Source organism: Nonomuraea sp. WAC 01424, assembly GCF_003947315.1.
GTDB lineage: Bacteria > Actinomycetota > Actinomycetes > Streptosporangiales > Streptosporangiaceae > Nonomuraea > Nonomuraea spiralis.
Window position 1 is genome coordinate 1 of the sequence record NZ_QHHZ01000034.1, and the last position, 24904, is coordinate 24904.

The 24904-nt window shown below is 71.5% G+C and carries 21 protein-coding genes; 9 read left to right on the forward strand and 12 right to left on the reverse strand.

The features are described from left to right. Positions 1-108: 108 nt before the first annotated feature. From DMB42_RS51345 to DMB42_RS51365, 5 genes are all read right to left on the reverse strand, one after another. Positions 109-594, reverse strand: a complete 486-nt coding sequence (locus DMB42_RS51345; RefSeq protein WP_125649243.1) for a hypothetical protein — start codon at positions 592-594, stop codon at positions 109-111. Positions 595-653: 59 nt separating this feature from the next. After that, positions 654-1328: a DUF998 domain-containing protein gene (locus DMB42_RS51350; protein WP_125649246.1), complete on the reverse strand. Its 675-nt coding sequence runs from the start codon at positions 1326-1328 to the stop codon at positions 654-656. Continuing rightward, positions 1325-2530, reverse strand: a complete 1206-nt coding sequence (locus DMB42_RS51355) for a glycosyltransferase (protein WP_260478427.1) — start codon at positions 2528-2530, stop codon at positions 1325-1327. Before DMB42_RS51355 ends, DMB42_RS51350 begins: the two co-directional genes overlap by 4 nt. An 86-nt stretch (positions 2531-2616) precedes the next feature. Further along, the gene (locus DMB42_RS51360) at positions 2617-3429 is read right to left on the reverse strand and encodes a DMT family transporter (protein WP_185845321.1); all 813 of its coding nucleotides are present in this window, start codon (positions 3427-3429) and stop codon (positions 2617-2619) included. Positions 3430-3465: 36 nt separating this feature from the next. Beyond that, a complete protein-coding gene (locus tag DMB42_RS51365) occupies positions 3466-4083 on the reverse strand; it encodes a DedA family protein (protein WP_125649252.1) in 618 nt (205 codons plus the stop codon). 393 nt (positions 4084-4476) lie between these two features. Between DMB42_RS51365 and DMB42_RS51370 the strand changes: the two genes are divergently transcribed. After that, a complete protein-coding gene (locus DMB42_RS51370) occupies positions 4477-5652 on the forward strand; it encodes a sensor histidine kinase (protein ID WP_221762742.1) in 1176 nt (391 codons plus the stop codon). 17 nt (positions 5653-5669) lie between these two features. After that, positions 5670-6638: a hypothetical protein gene (locus DMB42_RS51375; protein WP_125649254.1), complete on the forward strand. Its 969-nt coding sequence runs from the start codon at positions 5670-5672 to the stop codon at positions 6636-6638. On the opposite strand, the gene DMB42_RS51380 is transcribed toward DMB42_RS51375, so the two are convergent. Further along, the gene (locus DMB42_RS51380; RefSeq protein ID WP_125649257.1) at positions 6546-7187 is read right to left on the reverse strand and encodes a VC0807 family protein; all 642 of its coding nucleotides are present in this window, start codon (positions 7185-7187) and stop codon (positions 6546-6548) included. The genes DMB42_RS51375 and DMB42_RS51380 overlap by 93 nt on opposite strands. A 202-nt stretch (positions 7188-7389) precedes the next feature. Further along, positions 7390-8046: a leucine efflux protein LeuE gene (gene leuE, locus DMB42_RS51385; protein ID WP_125649260.1), complete on the reverse strand. Its 657-nt coding sequence runs from the start codon at positions 8044-8046 to the stop codon at positions 7390-7392. A 124-nt stretch (positions 8047-8170) separates the two neighbouring features. Here leuE and DMB42_RS51390 point away from each other — a divergent pair, with 124 nt between their 5' ends. After that, complete coding sequence (locus DMB42_RS51390; protein ID WP_125649263.1) at positions 8171-9562, forward strand: selenium-binding protein SBP56-related protein; 1392 nt, start codon at positions 8171-8173, stop codon at positions 9560-9562. A 2-nt stretch (positions 9563-9564) separates the two neighbouring features. Next, positions 9565-10173, forward strand: a complete 609-nt coding sequence (locus tag DMB42_RS51395; protein WP_125649324.1) for a hypothetical protein — start codon at positions 9565-9567, stop codon at positions 10171-10173. 31 nt (positions 10174-10204) lie between these two features. Here the strand turns inward: DMB42_RS51395 and DMB42_RS51400 are convergent, their stop codons facing one another. Then, positions 10205-11107 carry a hypothetical protein gene (locus tag DMB42_RS51400; protein WP_125649266.1) on the reverse strand — a complete coding sequence of 301 codons (903 nt, stop codon included), beginning with the start codon at positions 11105-11107 and terminating at the stop codon, positions 10205-10207. Between the two features lie 147 nt (positions 11108-11254). Here DMB42_RS51400 and DMB42_RS56225 point away from each other — a divergent pair, with 147 nt between their 5' ends. Beyond that, positions 11255-14458 carry a BTAD domain-containing putative transcriptional regulator gene (locus DMB42_RS56225; protein ID WP_125649269.1) on the forward strand — a complete coding sequence of 1068 codons (3204 nt, stop codon included), beginning with the start codon at positions 11255-11257 and terminating at the stop codon, positions 14456-14458. On the opposite strand, the gene DMB42_RS51410 is transcribed toward DMB42_RS56225, so the two are convergent. Genes DMB42_RS51410 through DMB42_RS51425 form a run of 4 tightly spaced genes read right to left on the reverse strand, consistent with a single transcriptional unit; the run spans position 14431 to position 18203 of the window. Then, a complete protein-coding gene (locus tag DMB42_RS51410) occupies positions 14431-16020 on the reverse strand; it encodes a CocE/NonD family hydrolase (RefSeq protein ID WP_125649272.1) in 1590 nt (529 codons plus the stop codon). The genes DMB42_RS56225 and DMB42_RS51410 overlap by 28 nt on opposite strands. Next, a complete protein-coding gene (locus DMB42_RS51415; RefSeq protein WP_125649275.1) occupies positions 16017-16778 on the reverse strand; it encodes an ABC transporter permease in 762 nt (253 codons plus the stop codon). The genes DMB42_RS51410 and DMB42_RS51415 overlap by 4 nt, the downstream gene beginning before the upstream one ends. Continuing rightward, complete coding sequence (locus DMB42_RS51420) at positions 16775-17686, reverse strand: ATP-binding cassette domain-containing protein (RefSeq protein WP_125649278.1); 912 nt, start codon at positions 17684-17686, stop codon at positions 16775-16777. The genes DMB42_RS51415 and DMB42_RS51420 overlap by 4 nt, the downstream gene beginning before the upstream one ends. 40 nt (positions 17687-17726) lie before the next feature. Then, complete coding sequence (locus DMB42_RS51425) at positions 17727-18203, reverse strand: Lrp/AsnC family transcriptional regulator (protein WP_125649281.1); 477 nt, start codon at positions 18201-18203, stop codon at positions 17727-17729. 94 nt (positions 18204-18297) lie between these two features. Between DMB42_RS51425 and DMB42_RS51430 the strand changes: the two genes are divergently transcribed. The 4 genes from DMB42_RS51430 to DMB42_RS56230 all read left to right on the forward strand — a co-directional run bounded on the left by DMB42_RS51430 (position 18298) and on the right by DMB42_RS56230 (position 24903). Then, the gene (locus DMB42_RS51430; protein WP_125649284.1) at positions 18298-18990 is read left to right on the forward strand and encodes a nitroreductase family protein; all 693 of its coding nucleotides are present in this window, start codon (positions 18298-18300) and stop codon (positions 18988-18990) included. A gap of 71 nt (positions 18991-19061) precedes the next feature. After that, a complete protein-coding gene (locus tag DMB42_RS51435) occupies positions 19062-20891 on the forward strand; it encodes a M14 family zinc carboxypeptidase (protein ID WP_221762743.1) in 1830 nt (609 codons plus the stop codon). A gap of 506 nt (positions 20892-21397) precedes the next feature. Continuing rightward, positions 21398-23218 (forward strand): cellulose binding domain-containing protein, encoded by a 1821-nt coding sequence (locus DMB42_RS51440; protein ID WP_125649287.1) that lies wholly within the window; start codon positions 21398-21400, stop codon positions 23216-23218. After that, on the forward strand, positions 23215-24903 hold the full coding sequence (locus tag DMB42_RS56230; protein ID WP_125649290.1) for a fibronectin type III domain-containing protein: 1689 nt from the start codon (positions 23215-23217) through the stop codon (positions 24901-24903). The genes DMB42_RS51440 and DMB42_RS56230 overlap by 4 nt, the downstream gene beginning before the upstream one ends. Position 24904 lies beyond the last annotated feature (1 nt).

Genomic DNA, 24904 nt, shown 5'->3' on the forward strand with positions numbered 1-24904 from the left:
ACGCTGGAGGAATGGATCGAGCTCTGGAACGACAACGCCAAGCCGTTCCGCTGGACCAAGACCGCCGACCAGATCATCGACCGTATCTGTCGCTACTGCGACCGAATCTCAAAGCCGGCTCACTAGGCGGGCGTGGGCGAGCGCGTTCTCGATCAGCGCCTCGGTGGCCGCGTGGCCCTGGAGCAGCAGCGTGACGGCCGGCAGGTCGGTCAGTTCCACCAGCTCGGCGACGGCGGCGTCGGCCTGCGGGCCTCCCTCGCCCGACAGGTAACCGCTCGCGGCCGCCGGCACGGCCGAGGTGTCCCGTACGCCGAGCGCGGCCCCGAGCACGGCCGTGGGCACGCCGCGCCAGTCGCCGCCGCGTTCCTCGGTCGCGGTCCTGGCAGCCGTCCGCAGCGCGGCCGGGTCCAGCGCGGACAGGCGCTCGACGACCAGGCGGCGGCGTTCGGCGTGCGTGTCGCCGGTGCTGAAGCGCGAGACCTGGGCGCGCAGCCAGGCGAGCGTCCCCGGCTCGCCGTCCTGCGGGACGGGGGGCGGCACGTACCGGCTGTCGGAGAGCACCGCCCTGGCTTCGGCGTGGTGGGTGATGAGCATGGGTTCACGCTAGGTCGCGGATCGTTCGACGGGGGACGAAGTGTGGTCGTGTCGCCCGGTCACGCGGCCAGCCGCTGCGGGCTCTCGGGCTGCGCGGGCGCCCCGGTGGCCCGCGTTCCCTGGACCCGCGCGGCGGCGCGGCGCGGTACGGAGGCCAGCGCCATGGCCACGACGAGCACGATCTCGGCCAGCACCACCCCTCGTTCGAGCAGTCCGTAATAGGTCTCGCCGTCGATCAGCGAGGAGGTGAGGGCGGCCGGGTGCGCGGCCAGGTACGCCGCCAGCGTCAGCCCGGAGGTCACGCTCAGCGCCTTGACCGCGCTCCAGCGCGGGGCCGCCGCCCGTCCCCTGGTCAGGGTCCAGCCGGCGACCGGCAGCGCGGTGAAGACCACTGCCGCCGACCAGCGGTGGATCTCGCCGGTGAGGGTGCTGACGTCCGACATGCCGGGATCGGTGGGGAAGATCGCGCTCAGCATCAGCCCGGCGGCGCCCGCCAGCAGCAACACGCGGGTCGCGGCGGTGCGCGCCGGCTCGCGCGCGGCCAGCCCGTACGCCAGCGACAGGCAGGCCGCGGCCAGCGCGAGCGTCCCGACCAGTACGGGCAGCATGCCGCCGGGCACGAGCGCGTAGTCGCTGATCAGCGGCTGCGCGGGCAGGGCCGCCTGCGCGTAGCCGAGGGCGGCCACCGCCGTCACGGCTCCGGCCACGGGACCGAGCACGGCACGCCAGGTCATCGGGCCACCTCGTCGTAGATCTGCTCGAAGCGGGCGAGGGATGTCTGGTCGTCGTGGGTGAGCGCCAGCTCACGGCTGGTCCTGCCGAGCCGGGTGCGCAGGTCGTCGTCGGTGAGGATGCCGGTCAGGTGCCTGGCCAGCGAGAGCACGTCGCCCGGCTGGTAGAGGTAGCCGTTGCCGTCCACCAGGTGCGGCAGCGCCATCGCGTCGGCGGCCACGACCGGCAGCCCGGTCGCCATGGCCTCCAGCGTGGCGATGCTCTGCAGCTCGGCGACGCCCGGCATGGCGAACACGTCGGCGGCGGCGAACGCCTGCGGCATGCTCTCGTCCGGCACGAACCCGACGAAGAACACCCGCTCGCCCACCCCGATGCGCTTGGCCAGCTTCTCCAGCTCCATCCGCTGGTTGCCGCGGCCCACGAACGCCACCTGCGCGTCGGTCTCGTTGAGCACGAGCGGCAGCGCGCGGATCAGCTCGTCGAGGTGCTTCTCCTCGTCCAGGCGGCCCACGAACAGGATGGTCGGCCGGTCGGGCAGCGCGAACCGGCGGCGCGCCCACGACTTGGGCTCGGCGTGCGGGTGGAACCTGGTCAGGTCGATGCCGCACGAGACGGCCTCGACCTCGCGGGAGAAGCCCTGGTCGGCCAGGAGCTTGGCGGCCAGCGGGGTCGGCGTGGTGATGTGGTCGGCGCGCTTGAAGACGCGGCTGAAGTCGCGCCAGGCCAGCCGGCCCGCCCTGGTCCGCAGCGCCTCGGGGACGTGCCCGAACTGGAAGAGGTTGTCGGGCATGAAGTGGTTCGTGGCCACGACCGGCACACCTCGGCGGCGGGCGGCGGCGATGGCGGCCCGGCCGACGACGAAGTGGCCCTGGGTGTGCAGCACGTCCGGGTCGATGTCGGCGACCAGCCGGTCGAGCCTGGTCGGCACGGTGACCCGCATGGTCGGGTGCACCAGCAGCGGGGCCGAGCGCAGCCGGTGGACGATCACGCCGTCCAGTACGTCGGCGCTGGCCGGGCCGGACTCAGACTGGCACACCACGTGCACCTCGTTGCCGCGCGCGGCCAGGCCGCTGGCCAGGCGGTGGGTGAAGTAGGCGGCGCCGTTCACGTCGGGGGGATAGGTGTCGGTCGAGATCAGGACGCGGCGGGGGCGTTCGGGGGCGGGGGCGAGCTGGGCGTGGTCGGTGACGTTGTGCAGGGGCATGGCCATGACGGTGACTCCGCTTTCACAAGGGGGGACGGCTGGGGGAGGGCCGATGGACGAACACGGGATTTCGGTCAGGGGGGTGATCAGGCGACGTCGTTGCGCGCCTCCAGCGGGGTGGTCCGGGCCAGGGCGACCGTGCCGGCCGCGGTGAGGGCGGCGGCCGCGATCGGCGCGAGGCCGGTCGGCAGCGGCTCGCCGAGCAGCAGGGCCCCGAACGCCACGGCCGTGAGCGGGTCGGCGATCTGCAAGGAGGCGAACGAGACGCCGAAGTGGCCGACGGCGTAGGCGCGCTGGAGCATCATGAGCGCCAGCAGCAGCGGCACCGGCAGGGCCAGCAGGTACCACCAGTTCCAGCCGCCGTCCACGAGCACGCGCATGAGCGTGGCGGTGGCGCCGTACAGGACGCCGGAGCCCGTCGCCAGCAGCGCGGCCCGGCCTGCGGGGGAGGCCGCCTTGGAGCCCGCCCACAGCAGCACCGCCGCGACACCGGCCACGGCCAGCAGCGTGAGCACGCCCGTGGGCGCCACGACCGTCGGCCCGTCGGACTCGGGCACCAGCAGCACCAGGCCGATCAGCCCGGCGGCGACCACGCCGGCCGCGGCCAGCTCCTTTCGGGAGGGCCTGCGGCCGTGCAGCGCGGCGGCGATGGGCAGCGCGAACAGCAGGCTGGCCACCCCCATCGGCTGTACGACGGTCAGCGGGCCGAGCCCCAGAGCGACGATGTGCAGGCCGCCGCCGGCCACGATGGAGACGCCGCCGAGCAGCCAGCGCGGCCGGCGCAGCAGGGTCAGCAGGGCGGGCTTCGCCGAGCCCGCCGCCTCGAACTGCTGAAGCGCGGCCCCGAGCGCGAAGAACAGCGAACCGACCAGCGCGATCGCCGCGGCCAGCACAGTCATGCGCACTCCCTTCAGACGGATGGTTGCCAGACAGGGTCAAACGGACGTGTCCACCGGAAGACGTTCCGGGGAAGGCTGGGTGGCGCGTCGCTTCCTGAGCCACCGGACCAGCTCGACCAGGCCCGTGACGGACAGCGCGATCCCGAGGCCCAGCAGCAGGCCCTTGATCGGGTCGTTCTCGAAGGCCATGCCGCCGAAGAAGCCGATCAGCCCGGAGTACACCGCCCACGAGCTCGCCGCGATGGCGTCGAAGAACGTGAACGAGCGCAGCGGATACCTGACGGCGCCCATGGTCAGGGTCGTCGCGGTCCGTCCGCCCGGGATGTACCTGGCCACGACCAGGACGAGCCCGCCCCGCTCGGCCAGCGCGCCGCGCGCCCAGACGAACGCCTTCTTGTCCCGCAGCCGGCTCGCCGACTTGTTGCCGATCAGGTACGACACATGATCACCCGCGAACGCGCCCAGCGCCGAGACCACGATCACCAGCGCCAGGTTGGTCTGGCCGGAGGCGGCGAACACCGCCGCGGTGATGACCGACGTCTCGGCGGGCACGACGGGGAAGAAGCCGTCGAGCAGCGCCAGGGCGAACAGCGCCACGTACAACCACGGCGACGACATCACCTGCTGGACCAGATCGAGAATGGCGTGCGACATTTGCGTGGACTCCGATCGTTAGGGCACTCACACAGCCTGTCGGCGTGAGCGGACCGGGAACATCGGGGATGCCCCCGGTCGAACGCGGGCCCTTCCCCTAGGAGAGTCAGGGCCGCCTACCCCATGAAGGTAGAAATTCCGCAGGTCACGGCACATCGGACCAACGGCACACACCACCCCCTACTTTCGTCAGGGGCGGGAGTGCCACTTCCGTGTGACATCAACGATCAAACCGGTTCCGCGTCCCGGAAACAGGAGAGGAGGTATCCGCCTTTTGGGTGGAGCTAGCCCTACCGTGACTGCTGCACCAGGCCCCACCCTGACTTTCGTCGGGGGCACCGGATGACCTTCGGGCGGGACTTGGCCCGTCCGGCGGCGGATAACGTCGGTGGCGTGAAGCGTCTGCACCGCGAGAACCGCCGTCAGGTGGTCTACGACCTGCTGCTCTGGGCCGTCATGGCCGTCTTCGTGACGGCCATGGGCCCCGACCCGTTCGTCGATCCGGCCGCGTTCGCGGTCGTGACCGTGCCCAGGGTGGGGCTCGCCGCGCTGGCCGTGCTCGTGGGCCGGCCCTGGCCGCTGGCGGCGCTGGTGTTGTTGCTGCCGCTCGGGCCGTGGCGCTTCACCGACGGCTTCGCCACGGTGGACCTGACGTGGTTGCTGCCGCGCCGCGACGTGAAGATCCTCCCGCTGCTCGCGACCTCGCCGTTCATCATCTGGTACGCCTACCTCACCGGCCGGCGGATGGCCCGGCTGTGGCCCGCGGGGGCCGTGTTCTGCCTGATCACGGCCGTCGGGTGCGGGGTCGTGCTGGCCCAGGGCGGGGACCTGGCGCTGTGGGTGTCGATGGGCACCGCGCTCGTCGGCACGTCCGCGGTGCCGTACCTGCTGGGGTTGCTCCGGCGCGGCGTGTTGCAGCAGCGGCGGCAGGCGCGGCTGTCGGTCGAGGCCCAGGCACGGCTGCGCGAGCGGGCCAGGATCGCCCGCGAGATGCACGACTCGCTCGGCCACGACCTGGCGCTGATCGCGGTCCGGGCCGCCGGGCTCGAACTCGCCCCGGGGCTCGGCCCGGCCCAGGTGAAGGCGGCCGGCGAGCTGCGCCTCGCGGCGGCCGACGCGACCGAGCGGCTGCGCCAGATCATCGGCCTGCTGCGCGAGGACGCCGAGGCGGCCCCGCTGTCCCCCGTGAACGAGGACGTCGCCGAGCTGGTCGGCCGGGCCAGGGACTCCGGCATGTCGATCACCCTCGACCTGGCGGACGGGGCGCCGCCCGAGCTGGCGCACGCCGTCGTCCAGGAAGGGCTGACGAACGTGGCCAAGCACGCGCTGGGGGCGGCGGTCACGGTGTCGGTCGAGCCGCAGCGGGTGGTCGTGCGCAACGGCCCGCCGCGCTCGCGTCCCACGGCCAGGTCCGGCGGTCTGGGGCTGGCGGGGCTGCGCGAGCGCGTACGGCTGGCGGGCGCCACCCTGACCGCGGGCCCCGACGGCGACGGCTTCCGCCTGGCCGTCGAGCTCCCCCGCGAGGGGGAGGCGGATCCCCGCCGCTCGGGAGGGGAACGGCCCGCCTGAGCCGCAGGATCGGGGGCATGACAGAACAGCGAGCGGGCATCGGCCGGCTCACCGCCGCGTTCGTGGCGGCCGCCGCCACGCTGCCCTACCTCACGATCAAGACGCTCTGGCTGACCGGCGACCCCGTCGGCGTCTCCGACCCCACGCTCATGGAGAGCGGCGCGATGATGGGACTGAACGCGCTGACGTTCGCCATGGAGGCCGCCGGGCTGCTGCTGGCACTGGCCTTCACCATGCGGTGGGGCATGCGGCTGCCCGCCTGGCTGGTGCTGCTCCCGCTGTGGACCGGCACCGGGCTGCTTTCCGTGCTGGTCGTCACCACCCCGCTGATCCTGCTGGTCGGCGGCCTGTCGGTGTTCCGCGGCGGGCCGATCCAGATGTGGGTCTACCTGGTCGTCTACGGCGGCTTCATCACCCTCGGCATCGCCCTCATGACGGCCTTCGCCCTCTACGCCCGCGACCGCTGGCGGGCCGTCCTCACCACTCCGGTCGCTCTGCCCTTCCCCAGCGCGACCAGGTCGTTCCAGGAGGTGGTCGCCTGGGGGGCGCTCCTGGTGGCGGCCGTCGTCGCCGGACTGCGCGTCGTCATGGCGTTCGACGGGGGCGCGCCGGCCGTCCAGAACGGGCTGAAGGCCCTGCTCGCGCTCGGCGGGGCGGTCGCGCTCGTCGTCCTGGTCAGGCGGCGCGGGAACGGGCCGTTCTGGCGGCCGCTGGTGCTGGTCTGGCTGGGGTCGGGCTCGATGTTCGCCTGGGGGCTGTTCTCGATGGTCGTCAGGTCCACGGGCGGGCCCCTGGCCTACGGAGGCTCGGGCATCGCCGACTTCACCGAGCTGTTCGGCATGCTGACCGGGCTGGTCATGGGGATGTGCGGGGCGTTCCTGCTGGCCGAACGGTCAGGCGTGGGCCACGTGCAGCCTGGCCAGGACACGCTTGAACGCGAGGATGGAGAACGTGATCGCGAGCCCGCTGATCACGGCCACCGCTGAGGTGCGCAGCACCATGAACGCGCCGAGCGAGCCTTCGAGCTTCTCGTAGACGGCCAGGAAGATGCTCAGCGTCGAGTTGGCCAGCAACACGAACGCCCACAACAGCGTGATCCGGGCGAAGAACCGCCGTACCCGCTCGTGCTTGAGCACGGCCGACGGCAGGTGGATGTAGTCGAGGGTGAGCTTCTGCACCAGCGGCCGGTTGAGCCGTACGGAGGCCATGAAGACCACGCTGATGCAGATCGTGCCCAGCTCCGGCTGGATGAAGAACCACATCCAGGTGCCCGTCCAGAACGACACCAGCGCCCGCACCGTGATCGCGAACGCGGCCAGGAACATGGTGGCGGGCACCTTGACCCCTCTGACCAGCCGCCAGGCCACGCCGAGGTAGACCCAGGCGACGGTGGCCACCAGGGCCCACTTGAAACCCAGCACGACCATGGCCAGGTAGAACACCAGCAGGGGGGCGACCACGCCTTCGAGCAGGCGGGGGGCCGCCTGCCGGGCGAGCGCCGTCAGGCGGGGGAGGGCGACCGGGTGGGGGTTCAAGGCTGCTCCGCAGATAGGCCGACGATCAGCGTCTACCCGGGCTTCGGGGGTCCAGGCTTGTCGGATGGACCGGGCGTCGTCGCTGTCGAGCGCGACTCCGAAGGCCGGTGGCCTACCGTACCGGAGCCCGGCGGATGCGACTGCCTCTTTTGCCACGTTCCATCTGTTCCATACGAAACCAGCCCACCCTTGAACCCGGCTTTCAGCCCAGTGACGCCGTGGCCAGCTTCGCGCCGAAGCCGAGGAACAACGCGCCCACCCCCGAGGTCAGGCCCGCGCTGAGCTTCTTGTGCCGGCGGAACCGGTCGGCCAGGAACGTGCCGGAGAAGATCAGCGTGGTGAGGTAGAGCACGCTGAAGACCTGGATCACCGCGCCCAGGATGAGGAACGACAACACCGGGGCGCCGTACCCGGGGTCGACGAACTGGATGAAGAACGAGACGAAGAACAGGATGGCCTTCGGGTTCAGCAGGCTGATCGTCAGGGCCTTGCGGAACGGCCGCGCCTGGCGTACGGGGGCCTCCACCGCCTCCGACGACGCCGTCGCCGGGCCGGAGCGCCAGGCCCGTACCGCGCCGCGGATCATCTGGAAGCCGATCCAGGCCAGGTAGGCGGCGCCCGCGTACTTGACGGCGGTGAACAGCAGGGGCGTCGAGCGCAGCAGGGACGACGCCCCGGCGGCGGCCAGCACCATGAGGACGGTGTCGCCGACGAACACGCCGGCCGCTGCCCGGTAACCCTGGCGGACGCCGTGCTGGGCGGCGAAGCTGAGGACGTACAGGGAGTTCGGGCCGGGCAGGAGCACGATGAGGAAGGCGCCGAGGACGTAGGTCCAGAGGTCCGTGATACCGAAGAACACGCTTAACGGTATCGCGGGATTTATGCCGATTTAATCCCTCCGGTGGCACGGTCCCGTCGCCCGCGGTCCACACGGAGAGTAGTTACCTATTGACCCTGTAGGAAGACCGTGAATATCTGGAGTCATGACGCTGTGGACTCCTGACCCCACGTTCTACCCCTCCCCACGCGACGCCGTCGAGGCCCCCGTGGAGAAACTGGCCTACGTCGCCGCCTTCGACAGGTCCGCGAGCCGCCCCGACGCGCTGGCCGTGCTCGACACCGACCCCGCCTCCCCGGCCTACGGCACGATCGTCGGCTGGACCGACCTGCCCGGCACCGGCGACGAACTGCACCACTTCGGCTGGAACGCCTGCAGCAGCGCCCTGTGCCCCAACGCGCCGCACCCGCACGTCGAGCGGCGCTACCTGGTCGTCCCCGGCCTGCGTTCCTCGCGCATCCACATCTACGACACCAAGGACCGTGTCAGCCCCGAGCTGGTCAAGGTGATCGACGCCGAGACGCTGGCCCGGCGGGCGGGCTACTCCCGCCCGCACACCGTCCACTGCGGCCCCGAGGGTCTGTACGTCTCGGCGCTCGGCGGCGCGGACGGCGCGGAGGGCCCCGGCGGGATCGCCGTGCTCGACCACACCTCGTTCGAGGTCCTGGGCCGGTGGGAGTTGGACCGGGGTCCGCAGTACCTGGCCTACGACTTCTGGTGGCACATCAACCACGACGTACTGATCACCTCGGAGTGGGGCACACCGTCCATGATCGAGGACGGCGTGGTCGGGGAACTGCTGCTCGGCCGCAAGTACGGCCACAAACTGCACTTCTGGGACCTGCGCAAACGCCGTCACGTCCAGGAGGTGGACCTCGGCGACCAGTACCAGATGCCGCTGGAGCTGCGCCCGGCCCACGACCCCACCCGCCTGTACGGGTTCGTCGGCGTCGTCACCAGCGTCGAGGACCTGTCGGCCTCGGTCTGGTTGTGGTTCCAGGAGGACGGCCGCTGGCAGGCGCGGCAGGTCATCACCATCCCCGCCGAGCCGGCCGACCCCGCCCTGCTGCCGCCGGTCCTCCAGCCGTTCGCCGCCGTGCCGCCGCTGGTCACCGACATCGCCCTCTCTGTCGACGACCAGCGCCTGTACGTCTCGTGCTGGGGCACCGGGGAGCTGAAGCAGTACGACGTGTCGGATCCGTACAAGCCGGTCGAACTCGGGTCGTTGCACATCGGCGGCATCACCCGGCGCGCCCCGCACCCCGCCCAGCCCGGCCTCCCGCTGAGCGGCGGCCCGCAGATGGTCGAGGTCAGCCGCGACGGCCGCCGCGTCTACCTCACCAACTCCCTGTACGGCTCCTGGGACGACCAGTTCTACCCCGATGGCGTTGGCGCGTGGCTGGCCAAGGTCGACGCCGCCTCGTTCACGTTCGACACCGGCTTCTTCCCCCACGGCGACGACTTCCGCGGCCTGCGCCCCCACCAGGTACGCCTCCAAGGCGGCGACGCCTCCTCCGACTCCTACTGCTACCCGTGACCCTGCCGACCGCGAGCACCGCGACGGTCCTGCTGCTCGGCGCGTTCCACGGCCTGAACCCGGCCATGGGCTGGCTCTTCGCGGTGGCCCGCGGCCTCCAGGAACGCAGCCGGGACCTGCTGCTGGCGTCGATCCCCGTGATCGCGCTGGGCCACCTGGCGTCGGTGGCCCTGGTCGCCCTGGTGGTGACCGCCACCGGCTCCCTGGTCACGGGCGCGGCGCTGCCGGTGGCGGGCGGGCTGGTGCTGGTGGCGTTCGGGTTGTGGCGGTTGTTGTCCACCCGCCACTTCCGGTGGGTGGGCATGCGACTGTCGCTCGGCCAGCTCGCCGGGTGGTCGTTCCTGATGTCGTCGGCCCACGGCGCGGGACTGATGTTGTTGCCCGTCCTCACCGGGCTGCCCACGGAGGGGCACGCGGGCCACGCCCTCTCGGGCGGGCTGGCGGTGGCGGCCCTGCACACGCTGGCCATGTTCGTGGTGGCCGGCGTCGTGGCCCTGGTGGTCTACGAGGTGCTCGGCCTGACGATCCTGCGCCGGGCCTGGTTCAACGTGGACCGTATGTGGGCCGTCGCCCTCATCGGCGCCGGCCTGGTCACCCTTCTCCAGACCTGACCCGCGCCCTCCTCGAAGAGGCTGCCCGCCCTCAGCCCTCCTCCCGCCGCTCGTCCTCCACCCCGAAGATGTCGGAGAGGCTGGTGGCGTGAATGGCCCGCTTGAACCAGATTTCGAGGAGGGCGGCGTCGGTGCAGGAGGAGATGCGCTCCCGCACCGCCCCGGGCACCACCACCCCACGATCGTCGAGCATCAGCAACAACGTCTTGGCCGCCCCCCGCGCCTCACCTCGCGCCTCACCTTCGGCGCGGAGCATCTGGGCGTACTCGGACTGGTAGCGGTAGGTCTTGGTCGCCATCAGCTCTCTCCAGATTCGTCGGGCGTCGGTGTTCCCGAGGCCAACTTCGGTTTGTTCGGCGATGTGTCCGGCGCTGGTGGTGTCGGTGGTGTCCAAGGCGTCTGCCAGGACCTCCAGTATGGCAGGGACCTCCTCGGAGAGTGCGTGGGTGAGCGCCGAGAACATGGTGAGCACCACGTCGTTCACCGCCTCCGCGAGGTCGATGATCACCGGGACGTTGTGCGGGCCCAGGACAACCGCGTGGATGACCAGCGTCGGCCGGCCCGGCAGGCCGATCGTCTTCGGTTCGGCGGCCCAGCGGGCGGTCGCCTCGTCCTGGCAGATCACCAGGAGCGTCACCGGGCAGCCGAACTTGACGTGGACGTGGCTGATGTAGTGGGCCCAGGAGGAGGTCTTGCTGTTGTCGGGCTTCGACTGCGACTCGCTGATGACCACGTGCCGCCCCTCCAGGGATGTGAACATCATGATCGTGTCCGCGCGTCGCTCGATCGGCTTGATCTCGGTGAGGTCGGTGTCCACCACCGCGACCTCGATCGGGGGCGGGAAGGAGATGTCGAGCACCTTGAAGACGCTCGCGTAGAGCTCTGGATTGTCACGGAAGACGCGATGCAGCGCCTCGTGCTGGGAGGAGATCATGGCGGAACGTTATTAAGCGGCCACCCTGTGTGTCAGGAGAATCGGATGACAGGAGCGCTGTGGTGGAAAGGGCTCATCCGTGGGAGGAAACGGGCGGGGGAAAGATCCCTACCTGAGCAGGTGGGCTGGCAGGGCAGGATGTGACATGTGCGGATATCCATCTTGGGGCCGCTGGAGGTCGAGGGCGACGGGGGGCCGATCGCGGTCGGTGGTCTCCGGCTGCGGGCGTTGCTGGCCGTGCTGGCCCTCGAAGCGGGACGGACGGTCACGGCCGAGCGGCTGATCGACGTGCTCTGGCCGGAGGAGCCGCCCGCCAACGCGGCCAACGCGCTCCAGACGCCCGTCAGGCGGCTGCGGGCGGCGCTGCGGCCGTACGAGGTGGTCGAGAGCCGGCCCGGCGGGTACGCCCTCGCGCTGCCGGCCGGCCAGGTGGACGCGACGGCGTTCCGGCGGCTGGCCGGGGAGGACGCCGATCGTGCGCTGGCGATGTGGCGGGGGGCGGCGCTGGCGGATCTGACGTCGGTCCCGTACCTGGCCAACGCGGCGACCGCGTTGGAGCAGGAGCGGCTGGCGGCGGTCGAGGCCAGGGCTGAGCGCCTGCTGGCGGCCGGGCGGCCGGTCGATCTCACCGCCGAGGTGACCGCGCATCCGTTGCGCGAGCGGCTGGTCGGGCTGGCGATGCGGGGGCTGGCCGCGTCGGGACGGCAGGCCGAGGCGCTGGAGGTGTTCGAACGCACCCGGCGTCGGCTGGCCGACGAGCTGGGCGTCGATCCCGGCGCCGACCTGCGGGCCGCGCACCTGGCCGTGTTGTCCGCCGAGCCGCCCCCGGTCGCGGTGTGGCCGAGGGCCCGGCCCAAGGGCAACGTACGGGAGCCGCGGACCAGCTTCATCGGCCGGGAGGCGGAGCTCGACCAGCTCACCGGCCTGCTCCGCCGGGACCGGCTGGTCACGCTCGTCGGCCCCGGCGGCGCCGGCAAGACCAGACTGGCCACCGAAGCGGCCCTCCGCCTGACCACGGACCCCAGCACCCCGCCTGAGGCGGAGGCACGGAGGGCTGCGGATCCCGGCGCCCTGCCCGAGGTGGGGGGACGCGGGGGTGCGGGTTCCTCCCGGTGGGGCGGGTTGGGGCTGGTGGAGGCGTGGATGGTGGAGTTGGGGTCGGTCAGTGAGCCGCGGGAGGTCGCGGGGGCCGTGGTCGACGCGCTCGGCCTGCGCGACGACCGGCCCGGTTACCGGCCGCCGGAGGAGGCCCGCGACGCGGTCGAGCAGGTCGCCGATTCGCTGGGCGAACGGCCCGCGCTGATCGTGCTGGACAACTGCGAGCACGTCGTCACGGCCGCCGCGGTGCTGGTGGAGCGGCTGCTCGACGAGTGTCCCGGGCTGCGGGTGCTGGCCACCAGCAGGGAACCGCTCAACGTGCCGGGCGAGCGGCTGGCGCCCGTACCGCCGCTCGCACCGCCGCCGGAGGGGGCCGGGCCGGCCGAGGCGGGGGCGTACCCGTCGGTCCGGTTGCTGGTGGACCGGGCGACGGCGGCCCGGCCGTCGTTCGCGGTGGACGAGGAGAACGTGGCGGCCGTGGTCGCGCTCTGCCGCAGGCTCGACGGCATGCCGCTGGCGATCGAGCTGGCCGCCGCCAGGCTGCGGACGATGACGCCACGGCAGCTCGCCGACCGGCTGGACGACAGGTTCAGGCTGCTGAACGGCGGCAGCCGTACCGCGCTGCCGCGCCAGCAGACGTTGCGGGCGGTCGTGGAGTGGAGCTGGGACCTGCTCGACGAGCGGGAACGCGTACTGGCCAGGCGGTTGAGCGTGTTCGCCGACGGCGCGACGCTGGAGGCCGTCGAGGAGGTGTGCGGCGGGACGGCCGACGTGCTGGGCGCGCTGGCCGACAAGTCCCTGGTACGCGTCTCGCCGGAAGGCCGCTGCTCGATGCTGGAGACCATCCGCGCCTACGCCCAGGAACGGCTGGCCGAGGCGGGCGAGAGCGAGGAGTACCGCGAACGGCACGCCCGCCACCTGCTCGACCTGGCCGAACGTGCGGTCCCCGAGCTGCGCACCGGCGCCCAGATCGAGTGGATCGAACGGCTGGCCGCCGAGCGCGATGACTTCGCGGCGGCGCTGCGCTGGACGATCGAGCGGCGCGACGCCGAGCACGCGCTGCGGTTGTGCGGGGCGCTCAACTGGTACTGGTGGATGTGCGGCTACCGGCAGGAGAGCGCGGCCTGGGCCCGGCAGGCGCTCGACCTGGCCGGCGACACGCCGCCGCCGGGGCTGGCCGGGGTGTACACGGCCTGCATGTTCGCCTATGGGGTGACGCTGTTCGGGACGATCGTCAGCGACCGCCCGGCCATGCTGGAGCTGTCGGCCCGGATGGACGAGCTGGTGGAGCGGGCGGTCCAGGAGGGGCCGGTGCACCCGTTGCTGCTGATCAGCAGGGTCGTCATGGCCGCCGCCTCCGGCCAGGACGAGCACGCTGCCGCGCTCCTGGACGACTGCGCCGAGAGCGACGACCTGTGGTTGTCCTCGTCCGCCCTGATGATCGGCGCGCGGATGCGGGCGGAGGGGGATCGCAGCGAACGGGACCTGGAACGGTCGGTGGACGGGTTCAGGACGCTCGGCGACCGGTGGGGGCTGAGCGAGGCGCTGCTGGGGCTGGCCGACCTCCGGTCCGAGCGCGGCGCCCGGACCGACGACCTGATCGCCGAGACCTGGTCGCTCACCAGCGAGTGGGTCAGCGACGACGAGTCGATCTCCACGCTGATCAGGCTGTCCCAGCTTCGCCAGCGGGCCGGCGACCCGGAGGGCGCGGCGGCCGATCTCGCCATGGCCAGGGCGCGGGTGGGGGAGGAGACGTCGCCGTACACGCTGGTGATGCTCGGCCTCGGCGAGGCCGGGTACGAGGCCCAGTGCGGCGACCTCCGGAAGAGCCTGGCGATCTACCGCGACCTGGCCGGGGCCGTGGCGGCGGCGTCCCCGATGCCGCAGCTCACGGTCATGTACCTGAACGCCTACGGCCGGGCGCTGGCCCGCGCCGGCGATCCGGACGCCGCCCTCGCGCGGCACCGCCAGGCGCTCGACGCCCTCGGGACCGCCGCCCCGGACCGGCCGCTGCTGTCGATGACGCTGGCCGGGTCCGCGCTGGCCGCCCAGGCCGCGGGCGACCAGGAACGGGCGGCGGTGCTGTTCGGCGGCGCGTCGGCGGTCACTCCCCAGGACACCTCGCCCGAGACCACGCACGGACGGGCGGAGGCCAGGACGGTCCTCGGCGACGAGCTCTTCGAACGCCGCTTCGCCGAGGGCGCCGGGATGCCGCCGGAGGAGCTCTACTCGATGGTGGGCAGCAGCACGTAGGAGGGCGCGTGCAGCGTGGTCGTGCCCTTGTCCGGGTTCCTGGCGAAACGCGGGAAGTTGGAGCCGGCCACGTCGATCCTGATCCGGTGTCCCGGGCGGAAGAGGTTCGAGGTCCAGCCGAGGGGCACCCTGACCTCGCGCGGCTCGCCCGGTGTCAGGCCCGTGACCCGGACGATGCCGTCGATCAGCAGCTCGGCGTGCCCGTCGGGGTGCACGTCGATCAGCTTGGCGGCCACGTCGGCGCTGGGCGCGGTGGAGGAGACCAGCGCGACCAGCTCGACCCGGCCGCTCACCTCGACGGCGGTGGCCAGCGGTTCCGTCCGGTGGCGCAGCACGTCGCCGCGCGCGTCCAGCGGTCGCTGGTCGAGCGGGCCGAAGGCGTCGAACACCATGACCGCCCCGCCCACCGTCGGCACCGGATCGCCGGGATCGGCGGTGAACGCACCCGCCGCACCCCCGCCCGCAGGCTCGGTGCCCAGCGTGCCGTCCGCCCCCAGGTGGTACGGCACCGGCCGGGCCCGCGTCAGCGGCCAGGACTCCTCCTCCCGCCACTCGTCGGCCCCCATGACGAAGATCTTCACCGGCGCGCTCTCCCGGACGGGCACGCCGCGCAGCCAGTGGTCGAACCAGTCCAGGTGGATCCCGGTCCAGTCCACGGCGTCCTGACCGGCCTGGTCGCCGTAGTCGCGGCCGCAGATGTCCCGGCCGTGGCTGATGTGGCTCCACGGCCCGACGATCAGCCGGCGCGGCCCGCGCAGGCGCAGGTAGTGCTCGATCGAGGCGGTGTTGAAGTAGTCGTACCAGCCGGTGCCGACCAGGGCGGGGGTCTCGATCGCGGCGTGGTCCACGACGCCCTCGCGCCACAGCGGGTCGGCCGGGTCGGTGGTGTTCATGAACGTCGAGTAGAACGGCACGAGGTCGGCCAGCAGCGGCTGGTCGCCGGGCGGCACCCGCTCGGACAACTCCTGGACGGTCCGGGCGAAGGCGTGGGGCATGCCGACCGCCTCCAGGTACGCCTCCCTGTCGCGCGGGCCGCCGGTGCCGGCCGCGATCCGGCGGTCCAGCTCCTGGACGGCCAGGACCATCAGGCTGACGGTGAGGAAGACGTTCAGGTTGGGGATGCCACCCGGCTGGTGGACGCATTCGTACAGGCCGAAGGGGGAGACGTGCGGGGCGATGGCCCGCAGGCCCTCGGGCCGCTCCTGGGCGGCCAGCAGCTGGGTGATCGCCAGGTAGGAGTCTCCGAACATGCCGACGTTCCCGTCGGACCAGGGGCGCGTCGCCGCCCAGCGGACCGCGTCGTGGCCGTCGGCGGCCTCGCCCCTGATGAAGCGGAACTCGCCCTGGGAGGAGCCGGTGCCGCGGACGTCCTGGAGGCACACGGCGTAACCGGCGGCGACCAGGCGTTCGACGTCGAGGTGGTAGCCGGGGGCCTGCGGGCCCCGGCCGTAGGGGGTGCGGGAGAGCAGGACGGGATGGGAACCGTCCTGATCGGGACGCCAGAGCGTCGCCACGAGCTCGACGCCGTCGCGGGTGGTCATGGTCTCGGTGGTTTCGATCATCGTACTTTCCTGGAGTAGGCCCGGAGGGCGAAGGGGGCGAAGAGGGCGAGCAGCGCGGCGGTCCAGCCGAGGGTGATCCACACGTCCGAGGCCGCCAGGCCGCCCACCATGAGCCCGCGCAGGGCGCCGGCCAGGTGGGAGACGGGGTTGACGCCCATCCACCAGGTCAGCCAGCCCGGCAGGCCGGTGGCGGGGACGAAGGCGCTGCTGCCGAACGTCAGCGGCAGCAGTACGGCGGTGGCGATGCCCTGCATCGAGGTGACCGACTTGGCCGCCAGCCCGATCCAGGCCGACCCCCAGCTCAGGGCCATCGCCATGAGCAGCACCAGGCCGACCCCGGCCAGCGCGCTCAGCGGATCGGTCCGTACGCGGAAGCCGACGGCGTACCCCACGGCCACGGACATGGCGATCGTGATCAGCAGCGTCAGCAGGTCGGCCATGATCCGCCCGGCCAGCGGCGCCGACCGGGCGATCGGCATGGTCCTGAACCGGTCGAACACGCCGTTGCCGATGTCGGTCGCCAGGTTCATGCCCGTGGTGATCGTCGCCATCAGCGCGACCTGGACCAGCACCCCGGGCAACATGTACGACACCGCCCCGGCCCGGTCACCTCCGGCCGCCCCGCCGAACAGGTAGACGAAGATAACGATCATGAAAACGGGCTGGAGCAGCAGCCCGGCGAGCTGGCCGGGATTGTTCTTCAGGGGGATCAGGCTGCGCCAGGCGAGCGTCAGCCCTTGGGAGAGCGCGGTGGTCATGAGCTTGCTCCGGTGAGTGTGCGGAAGACGTCGTCGAGCGAGGGCAGGCGCAGGGCGTGCTCGGCCAGCACGATCCCGGCGTCGTCCAGCCGCCTGAGCAGGTCCGGAGGGGCGGCCAGGTCGTGCACGGGCACGCTGAGCAGGCCGTCCACGGCCGTGGCGCCGAGGATCGAGCCGGCCTTCTCCAGGTCGGCGGCGCGCAGCGGCCGCACGTCCAGCCGGTGCCCGCCGGCCAGCGACTTCAGCTCGGCGGGTGTGCCGCTCGCCGCCACCCGGCCGCGGTCGACGACCAGCAGGTCGTCGGCGAGCTGGTCGGCCTCCTCCAGGTACTGGGTGGTCAGCAGTACGGTCACCCCGTCCGCGACCAGGTCCCTGACCACGTCCCACAGGTCGCCGCGGGCCCGCGGGTCGAGGCCGGTCGTCGGCTCGTCCAGGAACAGGATCCGCGGCCGGCTGACCAGGCTGACCGCCAGGTCGAGCCGGCGGCGCATGCCGCCCGAGTAGCCGGCCGCGGCCCGGCCCGCCGCCTCCTCCAGCCCGAACCGGGCCAGCAGCTCGGCGGCCCTGGTCCTGGCCCGCTGCCTGGACAGGCCGAGCAGACGGCCCACGAGCACGAGGTTCTGGGTGCCGGTCAGCTTCTCGTCGACCGAGGCGTACTGGCCGGTCAGGCCGATCAGCTCACGGACCCGGCGGGCCTGGGTGGTGACGTCGTACCCGCCGACCGTGGCGTGCCCGGCGTCGGGGACGGCGAGGGTGGCCAGGACGCGGACGGTGGTGGTCTTGCCCGCGCCGTTCGGGCCGAGCACGCCGAGTACGCTGCCGGTCCGGACCCGCAGGTCCACGCCGTCCAGCGCGGCCTTGTCGCCGTACCTCTTGACGAGCCCTTCCGCTTCGATCGCGTATGTCATGCCCCTACGGTCGCGGGGCGCGCTGGCAGCGGCCTGGCAGCTACCTGTCAGCCGCCGCCAGCGGCCGTACCCGGTGGGGGACCACCGTCGACAGCGCGATGACGGTGGTGCTCCTGCGTACGCCCGGGATTGTCAGCATGTCGTCGATCACCCGCTGGATGTGCTCGTTGTCGCGGCCCGCGATGCGGCACCACACGTCGCCGGGACCGGTCACGATGCAGGCTTCGAGCAGCTCGGGGATGGACTCCAGCGTCCTGGAGATGTGCTCGCGGGCGGCCTGCTCGACCTCCAGGGTGGTGAACGCCTGCACCGGGTAGCCCAGCGCGGCGGGGGACAGGTTGGGGCCGTAGTCGGTGATCACGCCGTCCGCGGTCATCCGGTCCAGCCTGGCCTGTACGGTCCCGCGCGCCACCCCGAGCAGCCGGGCGATCTCCAGCAGCCCGCTGCGCGGACGTTCGGCGACCAGGCGCAGGACGCGCAGGTCCAGATCGTCGAGCCCGCGGCGACGTGCCGGCATATTCGCCTCCCAAAAGCCATTTTGCCTGTCAGATCGGCAGCATACGGCGACCGGTGTTGTCACAGCCGCCAGTGATGCCGAGACTGCGGATCTTATGGAGCACCAGTATCCGTTCGTCCCCTACCGGCCCGAGCGTTTCGAGGCCGACGAGATGATCAAGCGCGGGGAGGAGTTCCACGCGCTGGTGGACCGGCGGCGCAGCGTGCGCTTCTTCAGCGACGAGCCGGTGCCGTACCGGTGCGTCGAGCTGGCCGTACGGGCGGCCAACACCGCGCCGTCCGGGGCCCACCAGCAGCCGTGGAAGTTCGTGGCGATCAGCGACCCGGAGACCAAGCGCCGCATCCGCGAGGCCGCCGAGCTGGAGGAACGCCAGAACTACGAGGGCGGCCGGCTGCCGCAGGAGTGGCGCGAGGCGCTGGCGCCGCTGGAGACCACCTCCGACAAGGGCTACCTGGAGGTCGTGCCCTGGCTGGTGGTGTGCTTCGCCGAGAAGTACGGCGTGCGCCCCGGCGGCCGGAAGGTCAAGCACTACTACGTCAACGAGAGCGTGGGCATCGCCTGCGGCCTGTTCATCACCGCCCTGCACGCCATGGGCCTGTCCACGCTCACCCACACGCCCAACCCGATGGCCTTCCTGACCGAGATCTGCGGCCGGCCGGCCAACGAGCGGCCCTACATCCTGTTCCCGATCGGGTACGCGGCCCCCGACGCCGAGGTGCCTGATCTGGCCAGGAAACCGCTGGCCGAGACCCTGGTCCGGTTCGACGGAAAATTGGGTCTTTCCTAGAGCACCCAACGTCTTCACTCTCAGTTCAGGCGCGGGTCAACCCCCAGTCCCGCGCGGGCGAGGAGGACGAGGTGAAACACCGATTAGTCATCCTGCTGGCGGTCCTGAGCATGGTCAGCCTGACCGGCATGACCGGTGCGGGCGCCGGCGCCGAGCCACCGGCGAACAAGCAGTACCGGGTCTCCGGCCCGGCCGCCGCGCGGCAGCGCAGCGCGGTGGCGGCCACCGGGGCCGCCATCGAGGAGGTGAACCCGGACTCGGTGCTGGTCACCGCCACTCCGGCGGAGATCGCGGCCATCAGGCGGCTCGGCTACCGGGTCGCGGACGCGCCGCGTCCGGCACCCCCGTCCGCCGTCGGGGCGTTCGACTTCCCGCCGGCCGACTCGGGTTACCACAACTTCGCGGAGATGACGGCCGAGATCAACAACATGGTCGCGGCCAATCCGTCGATCATGAGCCAGAGCACGTTCGGCACCTCGTACGAGGGACGGGCGCTGCGGCTGATCAAGATCAGCGACAACGTGGGCACCGACGAGGCCGAGCCCGAGGTGCTGTTCAGCGCGCACCAGCACGCGCGCGAGCACATGACGGTCGAGATGGCGCTCTACATCATGCATCTGCTGACCGACAACTACGGCACCGACTCCAGGATCACGAACCTCGTCAACACCCGCGAGATCTGGATCATGCCGGACCTCAACCCGGACGGCGGCGAGTACGACATCGCCAGCGGCACGTACCGCTCCTGGCGTAAGAACCGGCAGCCGAACTCCGGCTCCTCGGCCGTCGGCACCGACCTGAACCGCAACTGGGCCTACCAGTGGGGCTGCTGCGGCGGCTCCTCGGGCACGACCTCCAGCGAGACCTACCGCGGCGCGAGCGCCGAGTCGGCCCCAGAGGTCAAGGCGGCGGCCGACTGGGTACGCAGCCGGGTCGTCGGCGGTGTGCAGCAGATCAGGACGAACCTCGACTGGCACACCTACAGCGAACTGGTCCTGTGGCCCTACGGCTTCACCTACAACGACACCGCCCCCGGCCTGACCCAGGACGACCGGGACGCCCACGCCACGCTCGGCCAGAACATGGCCGCGACCAACGGGTACACACCCGAGCAGTCCAGCGATCTCTACATCACCGACGGGACCATCGACGACTGGATGTGGGGCGCGTACAAGATCTTCAGCTTCACGTTCGAGATGTACCCGGTCGGCGCGAGCCCCGGCTTCTACCCGCCGGACGAGCAGATCGTCCCGCAGACCACCCGCAACAAGGAGGCCGTGCTGCGCTTCCTCGAATACTCGGACTGCGTGTACCGCATCATCGGCAAGGAGGCCCAGTACTGCGGCACCGGCACGCCGCCGGTGACGGTCTGGTCCGACACGTTCGAGACGGCGACCGGCTGGACGGTGAACCCGTCCGGCACCGACACCGCCACCACGGGCGTGTGGGAGCGCGGTGACCCCGAGGCGACCACCTCCTCGGGCGCCAAGCAGCTCGGCACCACGGTCAGCGGCACCAACGACCTGGTGACCGGCCGCCTGGCGGGCACCGCCGCCGGTGACTACGACATCGACGGCGGCATCACCTCGATCCAGTCGCCGCCCGTCACGCTGCCCTCGACGGGCACCCTGAGCCTGTCGTTGTCGTGGTACCTGGCGCACGGCTCGAACGCCTCCAGCGCGGACTACTTCCGGGTCCGCGTCGTCGGCGGCACCACGACCACCGTGCTCCAGCAGGCCGGCGCGGCCGCCAACCGCAACGGCGCCTGGGCCGTGGCCACGGCCGACCTCACCGCGTACGCGGGCCAGACGGTCCGCATCCTCATCGACGCGGCCGACGCCTCCGGCGCCTCCCTCGTGGAGGCCGGCGTGGACGACGTCAAGATCACGCAGCAGCCCTGACCGACCGCCGCGCCCCCTCGTTCCGGACCCCGATCCGGTCGAGGGGGCGCTGCCTTTCGGTCCCGTACCGCGTGTTTCGGCACGTCACGGGATGTCACGTGATTGGGTCTTGTAAGCACTCGGTGTCAAGGCTACGATCGCGACAACTCTTAGGAAACTTTCCTAAAAGAAATCATGGATCGGATGGCCCATGACTCGCTCGCCACCCGCGTGACTCGACTCTGAGCTGCGGATACACCCCCCGAACCATCCTTTTCCCACGCCCCGGCGCTGCGGGCGTGGACACCCCCCACGTTGTTTCCCAGCCGCGGGAGCGATCATGCGGCCGTGCCCGTTCGCACCGGCCCTGACTGCCGCTGCAAGCTCCGCGCGCCCCCGTTCCACCGGCCTGCGCTGACACCCCCCGAAAAGGCCCGTGTCTCACCTCCACGGGCCCGTGCCGTACGGCTTGCGCTCTCACCCCCCGGTGCAAGCCGTACGGCACGCCAGAAGAACGGAAATCGACAGTGAGATTTCGCGCGATCCTCATTGCGCTCGCGACCCTCGCACTGAGTCTCCTGGCCCTGCCCGCCCAAGCCGCCGCCGCCACCGCGACCTTCGTCAAGGTCTCCGACTGGGGCTCCGGCTTCGAGGGCAAGGTCACCGTCGTCAACGGCACCACCGCCCCCCTGAGCTGGAACGTACAGTTCGACGTGCCCTCCGGGTTCTCGATCCCGTCCGCCTGGGACGCGGTCCTGACCAGGAGCGGCCAGCACTACACGTTCACCGCGCCGAGCTGGGCGGGTCCGCTGGCGGCCGGGGCGAGCACGAGCTTCGGCTTCAACGGCGCCCCGGGCAACTTCCCCGGCATCACCGGCTGCACGCTGAACGGCTCCTCGTGCGGCGGCTCGACCGTCGAGGTCCCCGGCAAGCCCGGCACGGCCACCGCGACCAGCACCGACACCAGCATCGCCCTGTCCTGGGGTGCCTCCTCCGGCACGGTGACCGGCTACCGCGTCTACGAAGGCAGCGCAGTCAAGGCCACGGTCACCGGCACCACGGCGACCGTCACCGGGCTCGGCACCTGCGAGAACCACACCTACACCGTCAAGGCGTACAACTCGGCGGGCGAGTCGGCCGCCGGCGACGCCGTGACCGCCACCACCGCGGGCTGCGGCACCGGCGTGCCCGGCAAGGTCGGCGCGATCAGCCTGACCAGCAGCTCCCCGACCAGCGTCACGGTCTCCTGGCCGGCGGTCGCGGGGGCCACGGGTTACAAGGTCCGCCTCAACGGTTCCCAGGTCGCCTCCGTCACCGGCACCTCCTACACCCTCTCCGGCCTGACGAGCTGCACCTCGTACACGCTGACGGTCACCGCGACGAACGCCACCGGCGACGGCCCGCCCAGCGACACCTTCTCCTTCACCACCCCGGGCTGCCCGACCGACCCGCTGCCCAAGCACTTCCTCACCGGTTACTGGCACAACTTCGTCAACGCCGCGACCGAGCTGAAGTTGTCGGCCGTGCCCAACGAGTACGACGTGGTCGCCATCGCGTTCGGCGAGGCCACCTCCACCGCGGGCGAGGTCGTCTTCTCGGTCGACCCGGGCCTTTCCACCGCGCTCGGCGGCTACACCGACGCCCAGTTCAAGGCCGACGTGCAGGCCCTGCACCAGCGCGGCAAGAAGGTCATCCTGTCGGTCGGCGGCGAGGCCGGCCGCGTGCAGGTCTCCAGCGGCACGGCCGCGACGAAGTTCGCCGACACGGTGTACGCGCTGATGCAGAACTACGGCTTCGACGGCGTGGACATCGACCTGGAGAACGGCCTCAACGCCACCTACATGGCCCAGGCCCTGCGGGCGCTGCGGGCCAAGGCGGGCAGCGGCCTGATCATCATGATGGCCCCGCAGACCATCGACATGCAGTCGACCGGGATGGAGTACTTCAGGCTCGCCCTGAACATCAAGGACATCCTCACCGTCGTCAACATGCAGTACTACAACTCGGGCTCCATGCTCGGCTGCGACCAGTCCGCCGCGTACTCGCAGGGGACGGTCAACTTCATGACCGCCCTGGCCTGCATCCAGTTGGAGAACGGCCTGCGCCCCGACCAGGTGGCGCTGGGCCTGCCGGCCGGGCCCGGCGCCGCGGGTGCCGGCGTCGTCTCGCCCTCCCTCGTCAACCAGGCACTCGACTGCCTGGCCAAGCGCACCAGTTGCGGGACCTTCGTACCGCCGCGCGCCTACCCGGACATCCGGGGCGCGATGACCTGGTCCATCAACTGGGATGCCAGCAACAACTGGTCCTTCTCCAAGACCGTCAAGCCGCACCTTCAGGGAATGCCATGAGATTACGTAGAAAGCTGATCGCCTCGATGGCCGGCATGGCCATCGCCCTCACCGGGGCCGGCCTCGCCACCGGCGTGCCCATGGCCTACGGCGCCGCGGCCCAGCAGCAGCTGGCCGCCGCCTGGGCGCCGTGGACCGCGTACGCCACGGGCGCCTCGGTCACCTACAACGGCGTGGACTACGTGGCCATCCAGGGCCACACCTCCCAGCCCGGCTGGGAGCCGCCGAACGTGCCCGCACTGTGGAAGCAGGGCGGCGGCGGGGGCGACCCCACACCGCCGTCGGTGCCCGGCAACCTCCGCTCGACCGCCGTCACCTCGACCAGCGCCTCCCTGGCCTGGGACGCCTCCACCGACAACGTCGGCGTGACCGGCTACAACGTCTACCGCGGCGGCACGCAGGTCGGCACCGCGACCGGCACGACGTACACCGACAACGGGCTGACGGCCTCGACCACCTACGCCTACACCGTCCGGGCCCGCGACGCCGCGGGGAACCTGTCCGGCGTCAGCAACACGCTCAGCGTCACCACCCCCGGCGGCAACGGCGCGCCCGGCCAGCCCGGCACGGTCACGACGACGGTGACCGACACCAGCATCGCGCTGTCGTGGGGCGCCTCCTCCGGCACGGTGACCGGGTACCGCGTCTACGAGGGCGCGACCCAGAAGGCCGAGGTCACCGGGACCAGCACGACGATCTCCGGACTGAGCGCGTGCCAGAGCCACACCTACACCGTCAAGGCGTACAACTCGGTCGGCGAGTCGGCCGGACGTGACGTCTCCGCGACCACGACCGGCTGCCCGACCGGCGGCAAGATGCCCGGCGCCCCCTACCTCTACACCGGCTGGGGCGACCCGCCCTCTCCCACCACCGTGATGAACGCGACCGGCATCAAGTCGTTCACCATGGCGTTCATCCTGGCCAGCAACGGCTGCAACCCGGCCTGGGACGGGCAGCGCCCGCTGTCCGGCGGCCAGGACGCGCAGGCCATCTCGGCCATCAAGGCGGCCGGCGGCAGTGTTCAGGTCTCCTTCGGCGGCTGGCAGGGCAACAAGCTCGGCCCGAACTGCTCCACGCCTGAGCTGTTCGCCGGCGCGGTCCAGAAGGTCATCAACGCCGTCGGCCCGGCCGTCGTGGACTTCGACATCGAGAACACCGACGAGTTCGAGAACCTGACCGTCCAGGACCGCATCCTGAACGCCCTCAAGATCGTCAAGTCGGCCAACCCGAACGTCAAGATCGCCGTCACCTTCGGCACCGCGACCACCGGCCCGACCTACTACGGCACCCGCCTGATCAACCGCGCCAAGGAACTGGCCGTGCCGATCGACAACTACACGATCATGCCGTTCGACTTCGGCGGCGGCGCCAACATGTACCAGAACACCATCAACGCGGCCGAAGGGCTCAAGAACGCCCTGAAGACCGCTCAGGGCTGGACCGACGCCCAGGCGTACGCCCACATGGGCATCTCCGGCATGAACGGTCTGTCCGACCAGCAGGAGCTCACCAACCAGAGCACCTGGACCCAGATCCGGGACTACGCCAACTCCCACGGCCTGACCAGGCTCGCGTTCTGGTCGGTCAACCGCGACCGTCCCTGCCCGGGTGGCGGCGTCGCGGAGAACTGCAGCGGCATCGCCCAGGAGAACTGGGAGTTCACCAAGATCACCGCTGGCTTCTGAC